Genomic DNA, 23,117 nt, shown 5'->3' with positions numbered 1-23,117 from the left:
TCATCGTCCAGAAAACGCTCCCGGTCCGGGTCCCAGCGCAGTTTGCGGCCCAGGAGCAGCGCAATGTTGCCGATATGGCCGAGCGTGGCCGTGCGGTGGCCGGTTTCCGCGGGCGCATACGTCTCGCACCGCAGTTTGACGCAATCGAGGAAGTCGCGCATCTCGCCTTCACGGCAGGTGCGCAACCGTGTTTCCCGGGGGCCAATTACTTCATTGCGCAAGCTGTCGGGGTTCATCTCGATGCTTCCGAAACTCGCCTCAATCCAGCCCGTTTCACCCTCAAAACGCACCTGGAGGCTATTGCCGCTCTCGCAAAGGAACCGGACGCCGTTCGCGTATTCGTAGGTGAGCGACCAGTCAATCGCCGTATTGAACAGGCCATCCTTCGGAAATACGCCGGCCCCTTCCACGGAAATGGGCCCGGAATGCTCCGTATCGTTGCCCCATTGGGCAATATCGTTAATGTGCGCGCCCCAATCCGTCAGGTTCCCGCCGGCATAGTCGAAAATATAACGGAACGTGCTGTGACACCGCCGGGGGTCGTAAGGCGCTTCCGGCGCGGGGCCGAGCCACATGTCGTAATCGAAGTCCGCGGGCACGGGAATCGGCGCGGGCAGCGGCGCGGGGCTTTGATCGAAGTTGCCGCGGCCAAATCCGCGGTAGATCGTGGTTCGGATGGTGTGCAGCTTGCCAATGCGCCCATTCCGGACCAGTTCGCAAGCGCGCACGAAATAGGCATTCGCCCGGTTCTCGCTGGCCGTCTGGAACACTCGTGCATAGCGGCGCATCGTATCGCTGAGCGCGCGTCCTTCCCGCACCGTAAGCGAAACTGGTTTCTCCAGGAATACGTCTTTTCCCGATTCCGCCGCGGCCAAGGCGGGAAGCACATGCCAGTGATCCGGCGTCGCGATGACCACTGCATCGATGTCGTCGCGGGCCACCAGTTCGCGCCAGTCGGTCGTGACAAAGCAGTCTCGATAAGCCTTCGGATTCGGCTCGCGCGGGTACGTCTGTATCGCAAGGTGTGCGCCTTCAAGCCGTTTCCGGTGTACATCGCAGAGAGCCGCCACCTGCACATCCGGCTGGAGCAGGGCCCCACGAAGGTCCTTCAGTTTGCCCTCGAGCCCCAGGCCGATAAACCCGAGCGCAATGCGGTTGCTCGGGGCCACGGCGCCATCCGCTCCGCGCGCCGCCCCGGGAATGAACACCGGCACACCCAGTGAGGCCGCGCCCGCGACTCCCGCCTTAAGAAAGACGCGCCGCGTGCAGCGCTTTCTGCCGGACTTCTTCGCCAATCTGCGGCTTCCCCGAGAAGGTTATGCTACGACGGCGGCAGGAACGCGCGGCGACACGGCTCCTGCCTGATTCGAGTATAGCGGCGGACGCCGGAAGGATCAAAACGGGTCGACGCGCGCTGTGCGCAGTCAACATGGAATTGTTATAGTACGTTGCCCTCTTCGAGCAGGGGGCCCGGCTCAAGGCCGGCGGCCTGCCAATTGGCAAATCGAAGAAGTATTCATGACCGCACAAGAAACTCCGCCTGTGTCCGTAAGGCTGCAGCCGCGCGCCGCGTTACGTGCCGCAGGCAGCCTCCTGCTTATCGTGACGGTGGCCGGGGCGTTCCTTGCCGCCTTCGAGGGTTTCCTGCGCCTGACCGGCTACGGCGAAACCACGCGACCCTTTCTAACGCACACATTCGACGGCAAGACGTACTGGCGCATCAATCCCTCCTTCTACCGGCAGTTCTTTTCCGTGCCGCCATATATGATGGTGGACTGGGATGAATTCGAGTTCGTGCTCCCCGCCGACAAGGCCCCCAATGCGGTCCGGATTTTCGTGTTGGGCGGATCGGCGGCCCATGGGGATCCCGACCCCAAACGGGGTTTCCCGCGGCAACTGGAATACATGCTGCGGGCGACCCTGCCCGGCATCGAGCCCGAAGTCTATACCGTAGCCTTTCCCGCGGCCAATTCGCACTTAATGCGCGCCTTGGCCGCGGCGTGTGCGCGCCTGCAGCCGGACTTCATCATCGTCTACATGGGTAATAACGAATTTGCGGGGCCTTTCAATGACCCGCATACCGGCGCCTCCGGGATCGTGACGCCCCCAACCCTGGTCCGCATGCGCATCGCCCTGTCAGATTCCCGGATTGTCCAGTGGCTCAACAATATGCTGACCACGCGGTTGAACGTGGCGGGACTGCTGCAAACGCGCTGCCATCCTTTCGCTCCCGAAACACCGCCGGTCGAAGGGGACGCGGGCAATTACTTCTACGACAACTTTGCAGAGAACCTCGAGAGCATCTGCCATTTGAGCGAAGAGGCCGGCGCCCGCGTGGTCCTTTGTACCGTTGCTTCCAACGTGCGGCATTGGAAACCCATGGGTTCAGGCAATAGTCCCGCGCTTGCCGAGTCAGAACTGGCGCCATGGCGTGAACTCATGGATGAAGGACGCGCCGCGGAAGCGCGCGGGGACTGGGCAACCGCCGCGCGGGTCTACGGCAACGCTCTCACAATAGACGGCGGCCACGCGGAATTGCACTATCGCTATGCCACCTGCCTTTGGCGACTGGGCAACTTTGACGCGGCAAGAGAGCACTTCTATCGCGCGCGCGACTTGGACGTCTTCCACTGGCGCGCGGACGCGCGTCTGAACGCCATCGTCGTTGAAGTCGCCGCAAGACACGCGAATCACGCGGCATTGGCCGACGCAGAGGGCGCGCTTGCCCGGGCCAGCGATCATGGCGCGCCGGGCGGCGAGTTCTTTCACGATTATGTTCACCTCAACTTCGAGGGCTGCCACGAGATCGCCCGATGCATTGCCGAAACCATGATCCCGTTGTGGCGGCGCGCCCGCGCGGATGCTTCCAAAGCACACCCGTCACCGCCTGCGCTCGAAGCGTGCCGCCGCGCCTTCGCGGTCAACGCGGCGGAAGACCAAGCCACGCTCCTCGAAGAAGACCTCTACAACTACGTGGAAGAAGGCAGTTGCTACGGTTTCGATGATTGTCCTTCACCGCGCGCAATGCTGGGGCCGTTGCGCGAACGGATGCGGTCGGAACCGCACCTCGCGGTCTGCTATCGCGCAGGCCTGGCCGAATTCCCTCAAGACAGGCGCCTGCGGCAGGCATTCACGCGGCTTCTCCTCGATGCCGGCTACGCGCGCGACGCGCTCGAGCAGGCGCGCATCCTGCAGGAGTATTTCCCGCATTACCGCACGACCCTCAGTCTGCTGGCGGAAGCGCTGCTCGATAGCGATGAGGGAGATAAGGCCAACGCCACGATGGAAGCGGCGGAACGCCTCTATCCCGGCGACGCGCTGACCGCGTATGGGGCAAGCACCGTCTACGCGCACACGGGGCAATCGGGCGCGGCGCTCCGGTGCTACGAGACGGCCGCCCGAAAGGAACCGTATTTCCCCGGTCCCGCCCACAGCCTGGTCTTGCAGATGTTCGACGCCTCGAACGACTGGGAAAGGGCGCGAGACCAGTTCTCGGCCCTCTTGCACGGCTTCCCCCTTCTTGAGGCGCTCAACCACAGAATGGCTCCCGAGCTGGAAGAGTTCGATTCATTACTACAAAAATATGCCACTCCCAGTGAGCGCCGCGCGTTCTGGCAAGAACTCGCCGCCGCACGTCCCGGCGTGCTGCTCTTTGCTCTCTACGCGATAAGGGCCCGGGAAGACCGCGAAGCGAGCCCGTCGGCAAGGCAGGTGTACGGGAATGCGTTCGTCGAAGGCGGGGATGTTCTGGAAGACGTGTGCGCCATGAAACGGCGCGCCGTGCACTACCTCGAACGGATTCAAGACGCACAAGCGAAGGGCGACCTCGCGGCGGCGGCGTTCTTTGCGTGGAGACAAACGCTGCAACCCGCGCCGGCGCTGCGCTCCAAGAGCGACGCGGCCACCGCAGTGGCCGGATTTCGCCGGACCCTGTCGCTCCCTCCCTTTGACGATGTCACCTTGCTGCGTTTCGCTGAGGCCCTCTCCGCCGCGCAAGACCGCGATGGGACCCTGCGTTTGTGCCGGTGCATGGTGGACACAGGCAGCACGAGCGTCCCTGCGCACGACCTGCTCATCCGGACACTCGCGGAAACGGGCCGCACGAAGGAAGCCGCCGAACAGCACGCGCAAAGCGCGGCTGCGGGCGTAGCCGTATCACCGGTCCCGCAAGTCCCGGCCACTACAGCGCAGGCTCCGTAACCTCCGGCGCTATCAGAGGCACCGTCCGCGCGTTCGCCAAAGCACCCCGAGTTGTCAGCGCTGTAAAGCGGTCTGGTCAAGTTGGTATCGTAAGAAGTCAGCCAAAAGGGAGAACTGCGCCTCGTGGCGGCCGACCCTCCGCATACGCAAACCTCGGGCGATGAACGGAATGCCCGCTGGTCATTGCCGGTCTTCGCCGTGCGCCGTCCCGTAACCGTGCTCATGATCACGCTTACCTGCATGGGCCTGGGCTACGTCACGTGGTCGCGGCTCCCGCTCAGTTTCATGGTCGATATTTCGCATCCGGCCTTGCGCGTGTTCATCCCGTATCCCGGCGCTTCGCCCGAGCAAGTCGAGCAAGAAGTAGCCATACCATCCGAGGGCGAATTCAAGACCATCACCGGATTGGACCGCATCACCACGCATTCGAGCAGCGGCGGCTGCTACATCTGGATGGAATTCGTCTGGGACACGGACATGAGCGTGGTGTCGGCGGAGGTGCGCGACCGTATGGAGCGGCTGAAACTGCGCTTGCCGCAGGAGATAGAGCATCTGTTTCTGCGCCGTTTCGGCATTACGTCCATACCCGTGATGCGCTTCGCGGTCTTCCGCAAGGAACGGAGCGATGAACTGGCGCAATACGCGCGTTCCAAACTGCGAAACCGGCTGATGCGGCTCGAAGGCGTGGCGGAAGTGCGGATTTCGGGCGCCGCCGAAGAGAGCATTTCGGTAGATTTCAGCCAGGACGCGCTGGCCGCCCACAGACTCAGCGTATATGAGGTGCTGGCGGCCCTGCGCACCCAGAGCATTGACCTCGGCCTGGGCAAGCTCGGCGATGGCGAAAACGTGTATCACGTGCGAGCCGAGGATGAATTCAAGCAGGCTGAGGACCTCGAAGCGGCTGTCGTGGCACCGTCGGGAATACGCTTGCGCGATGTGGCGCAGGTGACCACCCACGGCCCCGCGGGCGCCGAGAGTTTCCAGGTCGATGGGAAGCGGGGCGTCTTCTTCGAGATCATCCGGGAGCCCGACGCCAACGCCGTGGCGACATGCGACCGCGTGCGCGAAGAATTGGCCCGCAGTACGCAGGAACCCGAGTTTCAAGACGCCGAGATGCTGCTGTTCGAAGACCAGTCGGAGATCATCCGCTTCGCTTTGGACAACCTTTACCTGGCCGGCAAATATGGCGCCGTGCTCGCCATCCTCGTGCTGTGGTGCTTTCTGAGGCGGGTAGAACCGACGCTCGTCGTGGCCGCGGCCATTCCCTGTTCGATTGTGGCCGCTCCCATATTCATCTTCTTCACCGGCCGCAGTTTGAACCTCGTGACCATTGCGGCCATGTTGATCTCTATCGGCATGCTGGTGGACAACGCGATCGTCGTGGTCGAGAACATACACCGTCACAACAGTTTGCGGCCGGACCGGCGCGGCAACGCCCTTCGCGGCGCGGCCGAGGTCGCGCTGGCCATCACCGCTTCCACGTTCACGACTCTCGTCGTATTCATCCCTGTCATTTACATGCCCGCCGGCGAATTGAGCACCATCATGCGCGAATTCGCGGGCCCGATTACGTGCGCGCTCCTCGCCAGCCTCCTCATGGCCCTCACGCTGATTCCCGTGGTCGAGAGCCGCGCGGGCTCGCCCTGGATGGAGCGCATCACGGCCCGGCTGCGCCTGTCCCATTACAGGAACCGGCCGCAACGGCCCGGCCCGCGGCGCTTTCAAGCGCTGTTCCACCCCCTCGGCAGGATACAGGCCTACTATCAGGAAGGGCTCCGGGCCACGCTGGAACGACGCCACGTCACCCTGGCGCTGATTCTGGCCTTGATCCTGACGACGTACCTCATCCCGTATCAGGAGACGGGGTTTCGCGGTTTCCCGGAGATGGACATGCGCGTGGTGCGGGTGCGTTTCGAGGCAGATCCCAATTACGGGCACGAACAGGCGGTGGCTACCGTGGACCAGCTGCTCGCCCGAGTCGAGGCGCAGCGCGAAGCCCTCGGCATCAAGCACCTGTATGTAAACAGCGGCGGGTGGGGCGGGCAAATGGACATCTACCTGATGAAACCCGAAGACTTGGCGCCGGGCCAGACCCTGCCCTGCTCCACGGAGGAAGCGCGCGAACGCATCTATGCGGCCTTGCCGCAACGGGTGCCGGGCGGCCGCGTGGATTGCGGCGTCTCTTACGCGACACCGGAGGAAAGCCGCGACGTGCGCGTCCGGTTCCGGGGCGATGACACGGAACGGCTGGACCAAATTGCCCGTGAATTCATGCGGCGGATGCGTTCCGTGCCGCGGTTGACCGAGATAAAGTCCGCCATGCCGGCAAAAGACGAGGAAATCCAGCTGCACGTGGATGAAGAACGGGCCGCTTCGATGGGTGTTTCGCCGCTGGCGATCGCGCAGTCCGTGGATTTCGCCCTGCGCGGGACGAATCTTCCCTACCTGAAACGCGATGGCGCGGAAGTCGCGGTGCGCGGCCAGTTGTCAGTCGCTGACCGCAGCGACAAGGGCGACCTCGAGGCGATGTCGCTGCCCGGCCCAGGCGGTAAGATGATGACCCTGGCGCAGCTGGTGGACATGCGGAAGGCAGATACCCCTCCCAGCGTGTTCCGGTCAAACGCGAAAGGCTACACGGAAGTCCAGGGCCGCGTCGGCGAGGAAAACCTGTTGCCCGTGCGCCAGGCATTGAACCAGATCATTCAGAATTTTGAGACCCCCCGCGGCTATTCCATCGAACTCGACGAACAGCTGGCCCAGATTGACGAACTCATGCATCAGTTCCGGCTTACCGTGGCAATGTCAGTCGTCTTGATCTACCTGGTTCTGGCGGCCCTGTTCGAGTCGTGGCTGCTGCCGCTGTCCGTGCTGACCACCGTCCCGCTTGCGTTTGTAGGCGTTTATTGGTCGCTGCACCTGACCGAGACGCCGCTCGACACCATCGGGCTGGTCGGTTCCGTCATCCTTTGCGGGGTCATCGTCAACAACGGCATCGTCATCATCGATCATATCAACCGGCTGCGCCGTTCGGGGCTGAGCCGTTCCGCCGCGGTTATCCAGGGCGGACTAGATCGGCTGCGGCCGGTGTTAATGACCACATTGACGACGATTCTGGGCGTGCTGCCCATCGCGGTCGGCACCGGCGGCGCCCAAGGCGCGCTCGAAGGGCTGGGCCGCGCACTGGTAGGCGGCCTGACGGCCGGCACGGCGCTGACCTTGTTCGTCGTGCCGCTTGCGTACACGCTCGTCGACGACCTGCGCGACTGGACGTGGCGCTTTTTCAGCGGCATACGGCGCATGGGGCAGGCGCCGTCACGGGACGGCGCCCGCAGCTGACTGTTATAATGCGTCTACGACCGAAACAGCGGGAGATCGCAATGAACCAGGAACCTCGAACGGACGCGCGGGCGCAATTCAAGGCCCTGGACCGGACATTGCCGTTTCAAGACCCGGACACGGTCGACCCGGCCATTCTGGAATGTTTCCCATACGAGTACGCGGACACGCCCCATGGCGCGGCCATGGAAGTCGTAATCGAAACAGAGGAATTCACGTCGGTCTGCCCCTTCTCAGGGCTTCCGGATTTCGCGTCCTTAAGCATTCGCTACGTGCCTGACCGATCCTGCATCGAATTGCGTTCGCTGAAGTACTACCTGCTCACATACCGGAGCGTCGGCATCTGGTATGAACATCTCGTCAACAAGCTGCTCGAAGACCTGGCGCGATGCGCCCGGCCGAGGCGAATGTCCGTGACGTTGCACTGCAAGCCGCGCGGCGGTCTCGTCAGCACGCTGACGGCTGCCTATGACCGCGAGACCATGGGCCCGCCCGAGGCGCTCGGCGGCGCACCGAGGTAGGCGCGGCAGCAGGACCAATCCGGCACAGGCGCCATTAGCAAGAGACGAGGAAGAAATGCTTGACTAGACTCGGTTGGGACACCTTTGGGAAATCCTTCGATTGCGCGTGCGGCGTGCGGCACGCGCTGCCGATTGAGGCGTGCCACATCGGGACCGATGCGGCGGAGGAACTCGCGCGTTTTGCGCACGGCCGCTGCGGCGAAAGCGCCCTGATTATCGCCGACGAGAACACACGGGCCGCCGTGGGCGACAGACTGCTTTCGATGCTCGGGATGGCCCACAAGCAGGTCGTCGAGAAGATTCTGCCCGGGCAAGACTTCGATGCAACGCTGGACCTGGCCGAGACTGTGGCGCGGGAAGGCGTCTCGTGCGATTTCTACGTGGCGATCGGTTCAGGAACCCTGAGTGATCTGGCCAAGTGGGCAGGCTCGCAACAGGACAAGCCGGTGCTGCTCTATCCGACAGCCGCTTCCATGAACGGCTATAGTTCCGCCATCGTCGCCTTGAAAGTGCGCGGGCTGAAGGCGACGCTGCCCTGCCGGCCTGCAACCGGTATTTTTGCCGACCCCGAGATCGCCGCAAGCGCGCCCCCGCGCATGACCGCCGCCGGCGTGGCGGATTTCTTGTCGAAATGCTCCTCGGCCGCCGACTGGCGGGCCGGTCACCTGCTGCGCGGCGGCTACTACTGCCCGAGGCCGCGCGAGTTTAACGAAGGCATCCAGGCGCGGATCATCGAGGAAGCGCCTGCCATCGGCCGCGGCGAACCGGGGGCAATCAAGCTGGTGCTCGAAGCGCTGATGCTCTCCGGATTCGGAATGGTCGTCGCGGGCTCGTCTGCCCCTGCGTCAGGCGGCGAACATCTTATCTCCCACTATCTGGACATGAAGCACGCGCTTTACGGAACGCCCAACGACCTTCACGGCGCACAGGTGGGTGTGGCCACGGTCCACACTCTGGACCTCTGGGAAAAGGTGCTGTCCGTGGACGCGCGCGACCTGGATATCGACGCGCTGGCGGCCGCGCAACCGGCCATGGACCAGATTCGAGAGTGGATCGTGGACGACTGGGGACCCGAGGTGGGCAAGGAAGTCCTTGCCCAATGGTCACAAAAAGCCCTTGATACGGACCGTCTGCGCGCAGAACTGCAAAAGTTTCGGGAACTGCTTCCGGAATTGCGCGCAGCGCTCAGCCAGGAGCTGGAGTCTCCCGGAATCATAGCGCGCTGTATCGAAGAGACGGGCGGACCCGCCACGCCGGAAGCGATGCTCGCATCCCGGGAGGAATACCGCAACGCCCTGAAGCGAGCGCGATTCCTTCGCAACCGCCTTACCGTACTGGACCTGGCCGCCGAACTGTGCCTGGCGTGAGCTATTGCCCCGCAGGCGGCGCGGCTGGCGCCCCGCCGCCGGGCCGCCTCGTGGTATCGGCGGCGGCTTCCGCCGCGCGCGCGATCGCGTCCGCCTGTTCGCGCTTGGCCAAGACCGTCTTTTCCTGCGCCATGGCGAGCAATTCGTTCTTGTCTTCCACAAGTTCCGCGCTCTGCTCGTCGGCCGGAATTTCGCTCAGGACAATCTCAACCTGCGCGTAAAGCCGGATGGCTTCGTCGTACTTGCGGTCTTCACGCGCGCGGTCGCCCGCGTCGATCGCCTCGGTCGCCTTGTCAATGACCGTCTGGACAACCTTGGCGATCTCCTTCTTCACGCCGCTGGCGCCTTCCTTGGCGGTGATAGCCTGTTTCTCGAAATCGTCGCCCACGCTTTCAAACAGGCTCACCGCCTTGCGGTACGTGGTGATCGCGGCGCCGTAGTCGCCTTCTGTAAAGGCGCGGCCCGCCTCCTCCCGCACGCGCTCGGCATTCGCGATAATCTCCATATACATATCGTAGAGTTCGCGCCGTTCCTCGATCGCCTTATTGGTCTGCTGAACGCCCCCGGCCGCGTCCGCATTGCCGCGATCGAAATACAGGGCATCCTGGAACGCCTGGAGCGCATTGGGCAGGTCCGTCTCATTGGCACGGGGTTTCACGCCCGACTCAAGATAGCGCCGGCCAACGCTGAGATAATGCCTGGCGAGTTTGCGCCCTACCCGGTCGCGATTGGGCCCGCCCAGTCCGTGGGCGACGCGCCATTCGCGCACGGCGCGCTCGATGGCCGCATCCGTGCCAAACGCGTAGTAGAGGTCGGCCACTTTTTCGTAGGCTTCCATGATTCCCGGGTTCGTTTTCTCGAAATGCGCATAGGTTACGTCCGTCTGGACGAGATTCTTCTTCACCTGCAGCAGGTACTCGATTTCACGCACGAGGTACCACGTCATCAGAGGCCGCGAGAGTTCCTCATCGCTCGGGTCGGCCTCCGTGCGCAAAACCGTGTACCAGACGTCGGCTACGGCTTCAACGGCCCTCTGAAAATAGGCGGGCGCAGCTTCGGAAAGGAATCCCGCGTATCCCAGGCCCGCCGAGTAATCGTCCGCGATGAGGGTCTTGTTGTCTTCAAAGAAGGTGCGGCGTTCCGCGAAATAGGCCCGCACGTGGCGAACATACGTGCGCCGCGAGGAACGGCCTGCGTAGCGAAAGTCATCCAGGTGGGCGTCAATGTCCTCGGCGATACGGTCGCGCAGCGCCTGTTCCTGCGGGGTCCAGGCAAAACCATACGGCAACAGGACATCGGCCGTGAGCGTGGCCAGTACGCCCATGCGGTACGCGAAATAACTGCCCACACCCAATTCCCGGGTCTCGCGCAGCAGGCGAATCTGCAGCCCCACGCCGACCACCGATTCCCCGTCCGAATTCAGGGGAAAGGCATCGGTGATCGCCGCGTACCCTTCTTCACTGCCGCGCAACAAGTCCGTTTCATACTCGCGCAGCAGGTCCGGGTGGTCTTTCTGAATCACTTGCAGCGCCATATAGGCGATACTGCGCTGGGCGCGCGGCCCCCATGCCGAAGCTTGAGGCGCGGCCACTGCCCACACCAGGGCTGACAAGACGAGGAGTTTCGAAATTCGCTTCATAGGGCCCCTCTTACCGGGCGGTCAGTTGCCCATGCAGGCTTACGCCATGCCGCGCCGCCGCTGATTGTCTGCCAGTACGCATTGCACCGTTTATTGACAAAAACCACAACGCCACCCGGAAATCCATCACCGGAGCGGAGCCCCGGGCGCTTCCTCCACACGGGAAAATCACCTAAGTCCGGTGCTCAACGTAACATAAGGCCCGCGCGAGTGTCAACGGAATCGGCGCAATAACGTGCTTTCCGCCACCGGATTCCATCCCGCGTATCACACCGCCGTGGATTCAGGCGACGGAAAGTCGCGGCGGATCGCGTCCACAACGCCGTCCGCCCACAGTTCCAGGAACGCATCGACAACTCGCGGGTCGAAGGTCTTGCCCCGCTGCGCCCGCAATTCGTCCAGGGCCGCATCGATGGTCCACGCGGCCTTGTAAGGACGGCGGGTCGTCAATGCGTCAAACACGTCCGCCACGGTGACAATGCGCGATGCGAGCGGGATTTCTTCGCCCCGCTTGCCCCGCGGATAGCCGGAGCCGTCCCAGCGTTCGTGATGATTGCCCGCAATGTCGCGGGCAACGCTGTAGAACGGCTTGTCGCGCAGAATGGCCACGCCGCTTTCCGGATGGCGCACCATGAGTTCCCACTCCTCGCGGGTGAGTGGGCCCGCTTTCTTCAGGACCGCGTCCGGCACGTGCATTTTGCCGATATCGTGCATCATGCTCGAGTACCCGATCGTCTCCGCCTCGACCTCCGAAAGACCCAGCCGGAGCGCGAGTGCCTGCGCATAATGCTGTACGCGCCGAATATGGCTCCCCGTGACGTCGTCCTTGGCTTCGGACGCGACGGACAGCATGAAAATCGCCTCAAGGCCGGCATCCCGGAGCTGGAATTGAAGCCGCTTCATCTCGGTAATATCGCGGGAAATGCCGACATAGGCAAACGGCCGGCCTTCGCCGTCGCGAATTTGCGTGATCGAGAGGTAGCTGTACCACTCCTCCCCATTCTTCTTCACGTTGACAATCTCGCCGCGCCACCAGCCGCCCGCCCGGATAACGGACCACATCTGCTTGTAGGTCTCCGCGGTTGTCTGCCGGGAACGGAGGATGCCCGGTTTCTTGCCGATGGCTTCTTCCGCGGCAAAGCCGGTCGTTTCCGAAAACGCGGGATTTACATACTGAATCACGCTGTTCAGGTCCGTGATGATCACCGCATCCACCGTGTGGTCAAGCGCGAAGCGGTACGCATCCAGCGGCAACGTTTCCATAATCAGACCCCCATCAGGTTCCCACCGTGCTCTTTCGCCACCGGGCAGCAGCGTAGCAGTTTTCCCTTCGCGACGCGAGCAATCGGCGGCAACGGCGTCAGCCCGGCTTCGCGGCGCCGCGGAATCCGGGGTCAACTCCGGCGCGCGTGTTTCATCGCGCGGTCAATTTCCCGCTCGCTTTCGCGCTTCTTGATGTCTTCCCGCTTGTCAAAGACATGCTTGCCGCGGCACAGGCCCAATTCGATCTTGACGCGCCCCCGCTTGAAATAAACGCGCAGCGGAATAAGCGTGAAGCCTTTTTCTTCAATCCGCTGACCCAACCGCAGGATTTCGCGCTTGTGCATGAGAAGCTTGCGTTTGCGTTCCGGATCATGGTTGAACAGATTGCCCTGTTCATAGGGATTGATATGCGCGTTAAGCAGATACAGCTGGCCGCTCTCGATGTCGGCGTAGCTGTCCTTGAGCGTGATGCCGCCGGAAACGCGCAGCGATTTCACCTCCGTGCCCATGAGGGCGATACCCGCTTCCATCTTGTCAAGCACGATGTAATCGCGGCCGGCACGGCGGTTGGTCGCTATGAGTTTTTCGCCCGTTGCGGTCACGGTCACTCACTGCGGCGCGGGCCCCAGGAAGGCCCTTGGGCGCGGTTAGTCACGTTAGGCACGGGCCGTTCTTCGCCCGTCTTGATCGTATAAGAATAAAGTTCGGCACGCCCGTTGCGCGTCGTGGAGAAAATGACATGCCGGCCGTCGGCGGACCAGCTGGGCGACTCATTGCTGCCTTGGGAGTTTGTCAACCGCTGCCAGCTTTGCCCGGTCTGGGCATCCATGATGTAGATTTCCAGCCCCTCGCCGCGGCGCTCGGCCACGTAAGCGATCCACTTGCCGTCCGGCGACCATTCCGGGTCATAGGAGTTGCCGCCTTGCACCGAGAGCCGCTGCGCGCCGGACCCGTCCACATTCATGACCCAGACCTGCGGCGTGCCGCCCCGGTCGCTCACGAATGCAATCCGCTGTCCGGAGGGGTCGAAGGTCGGCGAGGTATCACCGTTCTTGTTGTTGGTGAGCCGCGTAAGCCCCGAGCCATCCGCGTTCCGCAGGTAAATCTCCGTGTTGGCGTCTTTGCTCAGCACGATGGCGAGGCGGCTGCCGTCGGGCGCCCATGCCGGCGCCGCGTTGAGGCCAACTTCTTTCGAGAGCGGCGTGGACTTGCCCGTGCGCCGGTCGTAGACGTACAGGAAGCAGTATCGGTCCTTGTACGACAGGTAGGCAATCCGGGTGCCGTCCGGCGACATTTGGGGCATGATGGAGACGGTGCCGTGCTGTGTCACCTGCCGCATATTCGCGCCGTCGTAGTCGGCTACGAAGATTTCCTTGCTGTTGGGCCCGCTGATGGCGCTGAAACTGATTTCCGTCGTGCCGATGCCCGGGGTACCGTCGATGTAGCGGATCACCTCCTCCGTGAACCGGTGGGCGAGAAGACGCGGCAAATCGCGTTGCGCGCGCAGGCCGCGTCCCAGCACCTGCTGCTTCGAAAGAAGATCGAACAGGCGCAGTTCGGCCAGCAACGTGTCGCCTTCGAGCGTGACCACGGCATGTACGACGTATTCGGCCCGGGTCTGGCGCCAGGGATCGAGGTTGACCTTGGCAACATCCGGGTCGAAGCCCGCGAAACCCGGCGGATACTCGGCGGCCGGAAGCGATACAAACAAGCCCGAGAACTCGAGGTCATACACGACGACCTGGGCCATCTCGCGCGCGGCATTCTCGAGTCCCGGTTGTGCCAGAAACGGCGGAACGGCCACGACCGAACGCTGGTCCACGCCGCGCCGGATGTCTATGGACACGGCACCCTGAGCCCACACGGGCGTCTGAGCGGCCAAAACAGCCAATACAAGCATCAAGATGCTGCGACGATTCACTTTGCTTCCCTTTCTCTCGGGCGGCATCGCGCGGAGTCCCCGCCCGACTCTTCGCTATCGTTCCAGGGTGAAGGTCATTTCCACCCGGAGTTCCATCTCAGAATATCCATCCGGAAATGGGGGCAGCGGCTCGGCCAGCCGCAGCGCCTGCACCCCGGAATTGCCAAGGGCGCGGTCGCTTGCATGCTGCGTCACCACTGGCGCGTCGATCAGACGCCCCCCGCGGTCCACCCAGAAGCTGACCCGCGCCACCGTCTCTTGCGCGTCCAGCCGAATACCATCCGGCACCATCCATAATTTGGAGATTTTCCGCTGAACCAGCATAATCCACGACGACAGGCGCGGGTCAATCTCGCCCTGCACCGAGATAGCGCCGCGGTTCGCGGGCACGGCCTGGGCCACCTGCTGTGGCTTCGGCGGTTGCGGCTCGGGCCGCGGCGGCGGTTTCGGTGGTTCCGGCTTGGGTTTCGGCTCTTCCTTGGGTTTTTCCGGCTCCGGTTCGGGCGTAGTGACTTCCGCCTTCGGTTTCACCGGTTCCGGCTCCGGTTTGGGCGGTTCCGGCTCCGGTTTGGGCGGCTCGGGTTCCGGTTCGGGCTTCGGCGGCTCCGGCTCCGGCGGAGCAGGCTCTGCGACAGCCGGCTCGTCCAAGGCAGCCTCGACCATTTCCATCTGGTACACCATCTGCACAGTCTTGGGCGGCGCCTGCCGCGGCATCAAGACCAGTGCCGCAACGAGCAGCCCGTGAAGCATGATGGACAAGACAAGGAACCAGCGCAACCGCCCCTTGGGCGCGACATCGTCCCAACGGTATATCTGATCGCTCGGCCAGTATTCGTGTGTGTGTCTTGCTGACATCCGGCGGCTCGGTAAAACAACACTGATCCCGCTGGCCTTGTCTATCCCTCGGGCCAGCCTGAAGTTCCTTTCCATCTTGGAAACCGCGCGGGAACGGGTCTAGAATAACGGCATGCCTGCTGACGCACCTGCCGCATGCGACCCCGCGCTTTCTGGCGCCCGGCTCACCGGCCTCTATGCGCGCACCCTGGTCTGGTACCTGATTGGGGTGCTGGTGCTATGGCTTGCCGGCCTCGAAGGCATCTATGGGCACCCGACTCCCTTTTATGCGCTGCCCATTCCCGCGTTCAGAACCGGCGTGGTCCCGTTTGGCATGGGCGCGCTCATAGCCTTTGCTTGTCTGTTACCGGGCTGGCCCAGTGCGCAACGGACCACCCGCCGCGTCATGGCGGGCAGTTTCGCGGGCTTGCTGTTCGCTGCGCTGGCCGTAGCTGCATTGTATCAGGAGGCGCGTACGCAAAACCAGTCTTTGCAGGCACTAGCGCGGGAATACGGGCTCCTCTTTCGATGGCATCTGGCCGTGCTCCTCGTGTTTGTCGCCGGGCTGGCGGTTTGTCTTCGCGTCCTGCGCCTTCTGGATTGGCTCAAGCAGCCGCCGGAACGCCGCGCGACCGCGTGGTTCCTGGCGGGGCTGGTGGGTTTCGCTATTCTGTTCGCCTGCACGGTCGCCATGATTCGAGGCGGCCCCGCCGGCATCGCACAAGCCTACGAACGGCAGGCCTACGAATACATCGGTGATATCGGTGCGGCGCGCACGGTCCACGATTTGTTCGCCAGATATGTGCGCCTGCGAGAGTACCTGTCCATGCACGCGCGCGTGCACCCGCCTGGCCCGATCGCCCTGCTCTGGCTGCTTTCCTACCTTGTCGGACGCGAACCCATGGCCCTTTCGCTGGCGACCATTGCCGTGGGCGCGTCCGCCATCGTGCCTCTCTACTTCTGGGCGCGGGAACTCACGGACAAGCGAACGGCCCTGACCGCTTGCCTGCTGTTCAGCGTGGTCCCGTCCATTGTTCTGTTCACCGCGACAAGCGCGGACATGCTGTTCGCGCCGTTCACGCTGACCACGCTGTTTCTCTTCACGCGGGCGATTCAGCGCGGCGACGCCAGATACGCCGTGCTGGCGGGGCTGGGTTTCGGCGTCATGTCGGTCCTGTCCTTTTCTCTTCTTGGCATCGGCGCCTATTTCGCCCTGGCCGGGCTGTGGCTGCTGCGCAGCAGGCCCGGAACAGTTGTGACCACCGCGGCGGTCATGGCCGCGGCCTTTCTGGCGTTTCACGCGGCGGTCTGGCTGTGGTCGGGCTTCGACATGGTCGCTTGTTTCCAGGCGTGCAAGGCGCAGTTCGACCTGGACCAGCGCCATCTGGACCTTGTCACGCCCCGGTGGCCCGCATGGTCGTGGCGCATCCTGAACCCGCTCTGCTGGTTCTTCTTCGCCGGAATCCCCGTCTCGGTCCTGTTCATCAAGCGTCTGCGGCGGCCAGACCCGGCGTGCAGGGGCCCGTTTCTGGTCTTCTTGATAACGCTGGTTGCGCTGGACGTGCTGTATCTCGCGCGCGGCGAAGGAGAGCGGTCCGCCCTGTACGTGTTCCCCTTCCTGGTGATCCCGGCGGCGCATCTGCTGGAAGAGTGGGGCCGCAAGGCGGCCAGCCTGGCGCCTCTCGCCGCGACCCTCGCTTTTCTGGGATTCCAGTGCTGGCTGGTCGAGTCGTACCTCTACACCTACTGGTAGCGAAGAACCGTTCAACGACGTCAGGGGTTCTCCTGCCCGTCATCCCCGTCGGCGCCTCCGAAATCCCACAACTCGGCCGTCGAGAAGTCCCGCTCCCGCCGTGCGGTCATGCCCAATTCTTCGTAGAGCTTCCAGGCAAGATTCGTGTCAATGACGATATAGTTCGCGATCTTATGCCGCGTCAGCGCCATGTACAGCGCCTTGGCCTTTTCCTGCCCGCAGGAAAGTACGATGACACCGCCCGGCGCCGCGGCGTTCTCGTCCCGGTGCAAATTAGCGACCTGTTTTAGATCCTCTGGCCACAGCGACAGCACTCGCCCATTCACCTCGCCAATCTGGGGAAAAGAGGGGTCCTCCAGCCTGGCAATCGTTTCACTGTCCGTGAAGATATGGCTCGCAATATCGCCGCACGCGCGGAATTGCGTCTTGTAGTCCTCGATCCTGTCTCTCAGTTCGCAGTTGGCCAGATGCACGAATCCGGCAGTCGTTTTCAGGCTGCTGAGTCCGGTCAGCAGGATGTCATGATCCAGAATACTGCCGAACCGTTTCTTGTCGGCGCCCCGTTGCATCCACCGTTCATTGAGAAACGCGTGCGCCGACGCCGTGGTCGGGAAAATGGGCTTCTCCCCGTAGAGATGCGCATAGCCGCGGTCGGAACTGCAAATCCCCATCAGCACTTCCCGCGTCAGGTCCAGCCGGCCAAGTTCTCTTTCCCTGTGGAACATCTCCTCGCTGATAAGCGCGGGCACCCGCACGAGGTGTACCTGCATCTTGTCGTGTTCCTGGAAACATTCCGCCAGTATCTGGGCATTCATGGCGGCCGAGGCGGCCCATGACCGGCGCCATCTCTCGATGTCCGGGTCGCAATCGATCCAGAACCAGCCGCACAACGCGCTGAACTCGAGCCGGGCCGCATCGCACTTGTGCAAGCCTTCATCAATCAAGGTCTGGAATTGCGAACACAGCATCTGCACCGCGTAACCCCAGTTCAATCCGATGCGCACATGCTGTTTTTCCTCAAGGAGCGCCTTCAATTGCTGCTGGAACAGCCGGGCCCCATGCAAGCCGACGCGCGTGATGCGGGGGTGTCCCCGTTCGCTCTCCTGTTCATCCGCCGTTTCAACCGCCGGGTTCGCATCGCCCGCCGTCACCACCACGTCTTTCAGGCCAGCCCCTGCCCGGTTAAGCTCCCGTAACAGCTCCCCCGATATCTTCTTGAAGGTTATGTTTCGATAGAGCTGCTCTACATACTCCGGGGGCGGCAGCACACGCCGGACTTCTTGCACATAGCCCTTTTCTTTCGCGTCGGCCAGGCGCCGCGCAACCGTGGCGACCGACACCCCGTGCATCTGCGCTATCTCGCTGTAGCTCAGCCGCTCCACAAAGTGTTGCTGCGCCATGACAAGCGCGACCAATTTCGGGTCCATGATGGTAAATCTCCAACCTGCCGGCCAAGTCCGTCGGCACAAGAGCCACTGCGGCGAAGGCTCCTGCAAGAACCGCCAACGCTTAACTCCTGCGGGCACACTATTTTATAGATCGAAAAATGCGATGTCAAGCAATGTTCACGCCGCGACAGCAATGTCACAGCAATCGCTGCAATGCCTTTGCGCAAGAAGAATGAAAGCGCCGAAGCACTCGAATCGACATAATAGTTGCGCCGATGGCATGGGGCCTGGCGCTTGCGGAGGACTTCAGGAATGCTGGAACCGCTGATGGCACCGGCAAAGAAACGACCCATCAACAATTGCAACGATATCATATCAGAAAAAGTATGTCGATTTCAGGCATGGGCTACTGCTGATGTTTTTTCAGACAGAGACTTGACATGCGCCTTAACATGTGATATGGTGGTCTCCTGGCCAACAGCACTTCGGCCAAAACCACAGGAGGTAATGGCGCACCGCTCGGAAAATTGGGCAACCTGGGTGTCTCAGCCTTACTTGGCGTTACTTGGCACTCTGTCCCGCAGGCGCTGGCACATCCAGGAAAACATCTGGAGGCAGGCAAATGATCATGGGAAACAGAGGCGCGGCGAAGGAGTTCCCTGAGATGCAACCGTCCCGGGAAGACGCTTTTTGGGGGGAGATTGCCCGAGGCATGCGGGCCGTTAAGATAGACTTCCAGGAGCTGGTGGACGAACTCCTGGATGCCGCAAGCCGTCCGGAGATGCGGCAGATGGCGCCGCACGTCCGCCTCGAGGTCGAGAGTGTGGTCGCGCGGATTGACAAGGTGCTCGAACGCACGGACGGCCATTTCACGCGGGCGGCCGAACTGCTCAGGTCCGGCGCGGTGTCCACCAGCAGGCTGCCGTCCCTCCTGCCGGCGCCGTTGCGGCGCATAGCAGGGCTTCAGCAGCCCGCCATCACGCCCGTGCGCAACGCCACGGTGAGTCCCGTCGCCGCGGAGGGCAAGGGCGAAGGCAGCCTGCAGCTTGACGGCGGCCCGCGGGTCTTCCTGCCTGCGCGCCTTCATCAGTTTGCCAAGCACGTATTGAACGCGCCTGGCCACACCGTCTCACACGACGAGCTCCGAATCCTTCTAGACCTGCCCGGCAGTGCCACGAGCGCCATCCGCCGGCTCGTCCAACGCCTGAGGAATGCGCTTGCGGACGCAGGGTATCCGCGGGGTCTCATCGACACGTCCCGCCGGGGCTACGTGCGCTTCCGCCTCGACGATGCCGCGTTGTGAGCCCGCTCATGCCGCTGCGGAGGAAGGTCGGCCCGGGGCGCGGAACGCCGCACGCAGGCGGCTCCATCCGGGCCCGCCGGTTCCTGTCCGCGCGTCCCGGTATATTCTCATGGCTGCCCGCTTCGCATCACCGCGCGGCGGCGGGATGACCGTTGCCATGCCACTACACCGGTTGATAGAAAAGAAACGGGCGCTGAAATCGACAACAAGAGCAGCGGCGCCGTTCTTGTTGGACCCTGTGGGCCGAGCCGGGGCCATGACAGAAGACACCGCATTTCGCAAGAAATATCGTTGCGGAATTTATCGTGAAATAACGTCTCAAGAATTGCCTTGACTTTACGCACTCATTCTGCTATTATGTGCGATGTGGTGGTAGAGGTTTCAACACAGATTACCTGGAGGACAGACAAGCGAAGCATCTCAAAATCTTGGGCATCTCGGGTGTCTCGGCCGTGTCAGCGAATATCACTTCAGCGGAGCACTCAATTCATCAGGCCGGCACATCCAGGCGACAGAGGAAAGGGCAGGCACTATGAATGATGAGCTTGATGAAGAGGGTCGGCACCATGGCGCAGAGAGCTTCGAGAAGGTTTATGAGCGGTTAATGATGTTAACGCTCAAACTCCTGATAGTCGAGCTCCCGAAGTATCTCGAAAAGCTGTTGGATTGGGTTTCCCATCCTTCCACGATGGCGCTCCCGCGCGAAGTGCGGGATGAAGCCGAGCGGTGCGCGAATAAGATCAACGAGATACTCTGTCAGGTAGATGATAATATTGCATACATATCTGATTATATCAAATCGGGAAAGCTCCAGGTCAAGAATGTACCGTTCGTAGTCCCTGTGAGACCGAAGGAGAAGCCGCCGCAAGACCCACTGCCTCCCGCCGCGACCGTGCACACTGCGAAGCTGATCCCCGGCGCGAATGCCGGAAGGCCCGGTTACCGCCTGCAGATTGACGACAAGCCCGAGACGGTTTTTCTGCCAGAGCGCGTGGGACAGCTGCTGAAACACATCCTCGATGCTCCGGACCACACGATTTCCAGAAAAGACCTCCGGGCTCTCATGGGATTCGAAAAGCGAGATAGCAGCAGCGTCCGTCGACTGCTCCAGCGGCTTCGCAGGCTTCTCAAGGAAGCGCACGTCCCGGCCAGCTTCCTCGACGTCTCCCGCCGCAGCGTCGTTCGCATATTGCTTACATAGCGGTATGCTTCTTGTGACCACGGCTCTTGGCGCATGAGCGCGCGCCCGCAACAGGGCGCGCGCCCGGGAATGATGCAAGCGCCCGCCGGATTCGGGTAGAATCCCCTCGGTTCACGCGGGTCAACGCGGAAGGGGATTCCCCATGTCGAAAAAACTGAAAGCAGGCATTATCGGTCTAGCGGGCATCGCGAAGGTCCATTTTCCGGGATGGCGGCAGAGTCCGCACGCGGAGCTTGTCGCGTTGGCCGACGTGGACAGGCAGGTGCTGCAAAGCCGGGGCAAGGAACTCGACATTGCGCGCCTCTATGAAGACCCGCTCGACCTCGTCCGCGACAAGGATATCGACATCGTCGACATCTGCACGCCGAATGCGTACCACGCGCCGTTGACCATAGCGGCGCTCCAGGCGGGCAAGCACGTGATCTGCGAAAAGCCGCTCGCCCCGACGCCCCGGGAAATCCGCCGGATGATCGCCGCGCGCGACAAGAGCGGCAAACTGCTGATGACCGCGCAGCATTTCCGTTTCCAGAACGATTCTCAGGCGCTGAAGAAGGTGCTGGAAAAGGGCGCGCTCGGCGACATCTACCACGCGCGCAGCTGGATGCTGCGCCGCTCGGGCGCGCCAACGCGGCCCGGGTTCATCCAGAAGAAGCACAGCGGCGGCGGCCCGTGCATTGATATCGGCGTGCATATTCTCGACCTGACGCTCTGGATGATGGGGCACCCGCGCCCGGTGGCCGTGTCGGGCGTCACGCAGCGGCGGCTCTCGAAGTTGCCCGGCTGCTACAGCGATTGGGGCGGCCCTATTCCGAAGCATTGGGACGTCGAGGAATTCGCCGCCGCGATGGTAAGGTTCGCGAACGGCGCCACGCTTGTGCTCGAAGTGGCCTGGCTGTTACACCACAAAACGACGAGTGAAGACATGCAGATGTGGCTGTACGGCGAAAAGGCGGGCGCGCACTGGCCCTCGAATGAGATTCTCACGACGGACTACAAGGCGAAGCAGCACAGCAACACGCAGATACTGAGCAATCCGGGCATCGAGCCGCACGCGCTCGAATGCATGGCCTTCGCGGAGGCGGTCGCCGAGGGCAGACCCTCGCCCGTGCCCGCGGAACATTCGCTGGACGTGACCACGATCCTCGACGGGCTCTACCGGAGCGCGGCGGGCGGCAAGGAAGTGCGGATCGCCTGACGCGGAAACGCGACCGGACCGCAGCGGACCCAATAAGTGCCGGCTATGAACACACGGGACGACAAATCCAGACCGGAGATTTCGGCGCTGGTTACCTGCTACTTCGAAGAGAAGACCATCGACGAATTCCACGCGCGCCTCTCCGCCGCGCTCGAAAAGACGGGCCGCAGCTATGAAATCATCATGGTCAATGACGGCAGCACGGACCGCACCTTCGAGAAGCTCAAGGATGTTTTCGCCCGGGACCCGCATGTCGCGTGCATCATGGACATGTTCAAGAACGCCGGGCAACCCGCCGCCGTGACCGCGGCCATGTGCGAAGCGCGCGGCGACATCATCCTGTCGATGGACAGCGACCTGCAACTGGACCCGGCCGACCTGCCCGTGCTGCTGGCGGAGTATGACAAGGGCATGGATGTCGTGAGCGGCTACCGGAAGGACCGCCAGGATTCGCTGTTGCGCCAGTGGCCCTCGGTGTTGGCGAATATCGTCATGCGCAGGGCCTCGGGCACCAGTTTCCGCGACTTCGGCTGCACGTTCAAGCTCTACAATGCACGGCTGCTCCGCGCGTTCCAATTCGGCCCGTTGAACGTGTTTAATCCCGTGACGGCCATTGCGGCCGCGGCGCGCTGCGTCGAGGTGCCCGTCTCGCACGCGCCGCGCAAGCACGGCAAGTCCGGCTGGACCTTCAAGAAGCTCTGGAACTACCAGATGGAGCAGATGGTCATCATGACCGAGAAGCCGTTCCAGTATATCGGCTTCGGCGCGCTCATTCTGGCGGGCTTGATCATGGTGCGTGTCGTCGGCGCGTGGGTCACCCCGTTTCAGGTGCTGAGCCAAGTGACGCCCGGCCTGCTGTTGAACGCCTTGATGATCGTGTTCCTCGTGCTGCTCGGCTGCCTGTGCATGATAGGCGAGTTCACGATTCGGAGCTTCCGCGCCAGCCGCCATGTGCCCCGCTACATCGTACGCGAACGCATTGCCCGCGCGCCGTCCGGCGATTGACCCCTATCGCTTCAAGTAACGGCTCATGATCAACGTGGCCGTGCCCGCAATCACCTCGACACCGTCTTCCTGAGTTCAACATTGGGACACCCGATCAAGTGAAAAGGTCGTAGAGCCGGCGCTGTTCCTCGTCCATCTGCAGCAACGTCCGGCGTTCTTTCGGGTCGTTGGGCAGGCGGAAGGTCATCTCG

The 23,117-nt window shown here is 62.6% G+C and carries 16 protein-coding genes; 9 read left to right on the top strand and 7 right to left on the bottom strand.

All coding sequences use genetic code 11. The features are described from left to right. Window positions 1-1,295: Gfo/Idh/MocA family oxidoreductase (locus KA184_15385; GenBank protein MBP8130960.1), on the bottom strand; the 1,295-nt coding region annotated here is incomplete at its 3' end. Between the two features lie 223 nt (window positions 1,296-1,518). Here KA184_15385 and KA184_15380 point away from each other — a divergent pair. From KA184_15380 to KA184_15365, 4 genes are all read left to right on the top strand, one after another. Further along, complete coding sequence (locus tag KA184_15380) at window positions 1,519-4,200, top strand: tetratricopeptide repeat protein (protein MBP8130959.1); 2,682 nt, start codon at window positions 1,519-1,521, stop codon at window positions 4,198-4,200. Between the two features lie 123 nt (window positions 4,201-4,323). Continuing rightward, window positions 4,324-7,536: an efflux RND transporter permease subunit gene (locus KA184_15375; GenBank protein MBP8130958.1), complete on the top strand. Its 3,213-nt coding sequence runs from the start codon at window positions 4,324-4,326 to the stop codon at window positions 7,534-7,536. Between the two features lie 41 nt (window positions 7,537-7,577). Continuing rightward, the gene (gene queF, locus KA184_15370) at window positions 7,578-8,057 is read left to right on the top strand and encodes an NADPH-dependent 7-cyano-7-deazaguanine reductase QueF (GenBank protein ID MBP8130957.1); all 480 of its coding nucleotides are present in this window, start codon (window positions 7,578-7,580) and stop codon (window positions 8,055-8,057) included. A 59-nt stretch (window positions 8,058-8,116) separates the two neighbouring features. Next, on the top strand, window positions 8,117-9,424 hold the full coding sequence (locus tag KA184_15365; GenBank protein ID MBP8130956.1) for an iron-containing alcohol dehydrogenase: 1,308 nt from the start codon (window positions 8,117-8,119) through the stop codon (window positions 9,422-9,424). 1 nt (window position 9,425) lies between these two features. On the opposite strand, the gene KA184_15360 is transcribed toward KA184_15365, so the two are convergent. The 5 genes from KA184_15360 to KA184_15340 form a co-directional block, all read right to left on the bottom strand. Further along, window positions 9,426-11,063: a hypothetical protein gene (locus KA184_15360; protein ID MBP8130955.1), complete on the bottom strand. Its 1,638-nt coding sequence runs from the start codon at window positions 11,061-11,063 to the stop codon at window positions 9,426-9,428. A 267-nt stretch (window positions 11,064-11,330) separates the two neighbouring features. Next, window positions 11,331-12,326, bottom strand: a complete 996-nt coding sequence (locus KA184_15355; protein ID MBP8130954.1) for a PAS domain S-box protein — start codon at window positions 12,324-12,326, stop codon at window positions 11,331-11,333. Window positions 12,327-12,457: 131 nt separating this feature from the next. Next, entirely contained in the window at window positions 12,458-12,928 is a 471-nt protein-coding gene (gene smpB / locus KA184_15350; protein MBP8130953.1) for an SsrA-binding protein SmpB, read from the bottom strand. Between the two features lie 2 nt (window positions 12,929-12,930). After that, window positions 12,931-14,247: a Tol-Pal system beta propeller repeat protein TolB gene (tolB, locus tag KA184_15345; GenBank protein ID MBP8130952.1), complete on the bottom strand. Its 1,317-nt coding sequence runs from the start codon at window positions 14,245-14,247 to the stop codon at window positions 12,931-12,933. Window positions 14,248-14,301: 54 nt separating this feature from the next. Then, complete coding sequence (locus KA184_15340) at window positions 14,302-15,102, bottom strand: TonB family protein (protein ID MBP8130951.1); 801 nt, start codon at window positions 15,100-15,102, stop codon at window positions 14,302-14,304. A 112-nt stretch (window positions 15,103-15,214) separates the two neighbouring features. Between KA184_15340 and KA184_15335 the strand changes: the two genes are divergently transcribed. After that, the gene (locus KA184_15335) at window positions 15,215-16,834 is read left to right on the top strand and encodes a glycosyltransferase family 39 protein (protein ID MBP8130950.1); all 1,620 of its coding nucleotides are present in this window, start codon (window positions 15,215-15,217) and stop codon (window positions 16,832-16,834) included. Between the two features lie 20 nt (window positions 16,835-16,854). On the opposite strand, the gene KA184_15330 is transcribed toward KA184_15335, so the two are convergent. Further along, a complete protein-coding gene (locus KA184_15330) occupies window positions 16,855-18,261 on the bottom strand; it encodes a winged helix-turn-helix transcriptional regulator (GenBank protein ID MBP8130949.1) in 1,407 nt (468 codons plus the stop codon). A 673-nt stretch (window positions 18,262-18,934) separates the two neighbouring features. Here KA184_15330 and KA184_15325 point away from each other — a divergent pair. The 4 genes from KA184_15325 to KA184_15310 all read left to right on the top strand — a co-directional run bounded on the left by KA184_15325 (window position 18,935) and on the right by KA184_15310 (window position 22,926). Further along, entirely contained in the window at window positions 18,935-19,525 is a 591-nt protein-coding gene (locus KA184_15325) for a helix-turn-helix domain-containing protein (GenBank protein ID MBP8130948.1), read from the top strand. Window positions 19,526-20,057: 532 nt separating this feature from the next. Then, window positions 20,058-20,726: a hypothetical protein gene (locus KA184_15320; GenBank protein ID MBP8130947.1), complete on the top strand. Its 669-nt coding sequence runs from the start codon at window positions 20,058-20,060 to the stop codon at window positions 20,724-20,726. A 142-nt stretch (window positions 20,727-20,868) separates the two neighbouring features. Beyond that, window positions 20,869-21,921, top strand: a complete 1,053-nt coding sequence (locus KA184_15315; GenBank protein MBP8130946.1) for a Gfo/Idh/MocA family oxidoreductase — start codon at window positions 20,869-20,871, stop codon at window positions 21,919-21,921. A gap of 45 nt (window positions 21,922-21,966) precedes the next feature. Then, complete coding sequence (locus KA184_15310; protein MBP8130945.1) at window positions 21,967-22,926, top strand: glycosyltransferase family 2 protein; 960 nt, start codon at window positions 21,967-21,969, stop codon at window positions 22,924-22,926. Window positions 22,927-23,117 lie beyond the last annotated feature (191 nt).

The organism is Candidatus Hydrogenedentota bacterium, from assembly GCA_018005585.1.
In the GTDB taxonomy this organism is placed as follows: domain Bacteria; phylum Hydrogenedentota; class Hydrogenedentia; order Hydrogenedentales; family JAGMZX01; genus JAGMZX01.
This window is presented reverse-complemented; position numbering and strand designations above follow the sequence as displayed.

What these genes read in the sequence shown, in the direction of transcription:
- KA184_15315 (MBP8130946.1), top strand. Translation starts at nt 20,869, where the DNA reads ATGTCGAAAAAACTGAAAGCAGGCATTATCGGTCTAGCGGGCATCGCG.
- queF (MBP8130957.1), top strand. Translation starts at nt 7,578, where the DNA reads ATGAACCAGGAACCTCGAACGGACGCGCGGGCGCAATTCAAGGCCCTG.
- KA184_15360 (MBP8130955.1), bottom strand. Translation starts at nt 11,063, where the DNA reads ATGAAGCGAATTTCGAAACTCCTCGTCTTGTCAGCCCTGGTGTGGGCA.
- KA184_15340 (MBP8130951.1), bottom strand. Translation starts at nt 15,102, where the DNA reads ATGTCAGCAAGACACACACACGAATACTGGCCGAGCGATCAGATATAC.
- KA184_15320 (MBP8130947.1), top strand. Translation starts at nt 20,058, where the DNA reads ATGAATGATGAGCTTGATGAAGAGGGTCGGCACCATGGCGCAGAGAGC.
- KA184_15355 (MBP8130954.1), bottom strand. Translation starts at nt 12,326, where the DNA reads ATGGAAACGTTGCCGCTGGATGCGTACCGCTTCGCGCTTGACCACACG.
- KA184_15380 (MBP8130959.1), top strand. Translation starts at nt 1,519, where the DNA reads ATGACCGCACAAGAAACTCCGCCTGTGTCCGTAAGGCTGCAGCCGCGC.
- KA184_15310 (MBP8130945.1), top strand. Translation starts at nt 21,967, where the DNA reads ATGAACACACGGGACGACAAATCCAGACCGGAGATTTCGGCGCTGGTT.
- KA184_15325 (MBP8130948.1), top strand. Translation starts at nt 18,935, where the DNA reads ATGCGGGCCGTTAAGATAGACTTCCAGGAGCTGGTGGACGAACTCCTG.
- KA184_15330 (MBP8130949.1), bottom strand. Translation starts at nt 18,261, where the DNA reads ATGGACCCGAAATTGGTCGCGCTTGTCATGGCGCAGCAACACTTTGTG.
- KA184_15335 (MBP8130950.1), top strand. Translation starts at nt 15,215, where the DNA reads ATGCCTGCTGACGCACCTGCCGCATGCGACCCCGCGCTTTCTGGCGCC.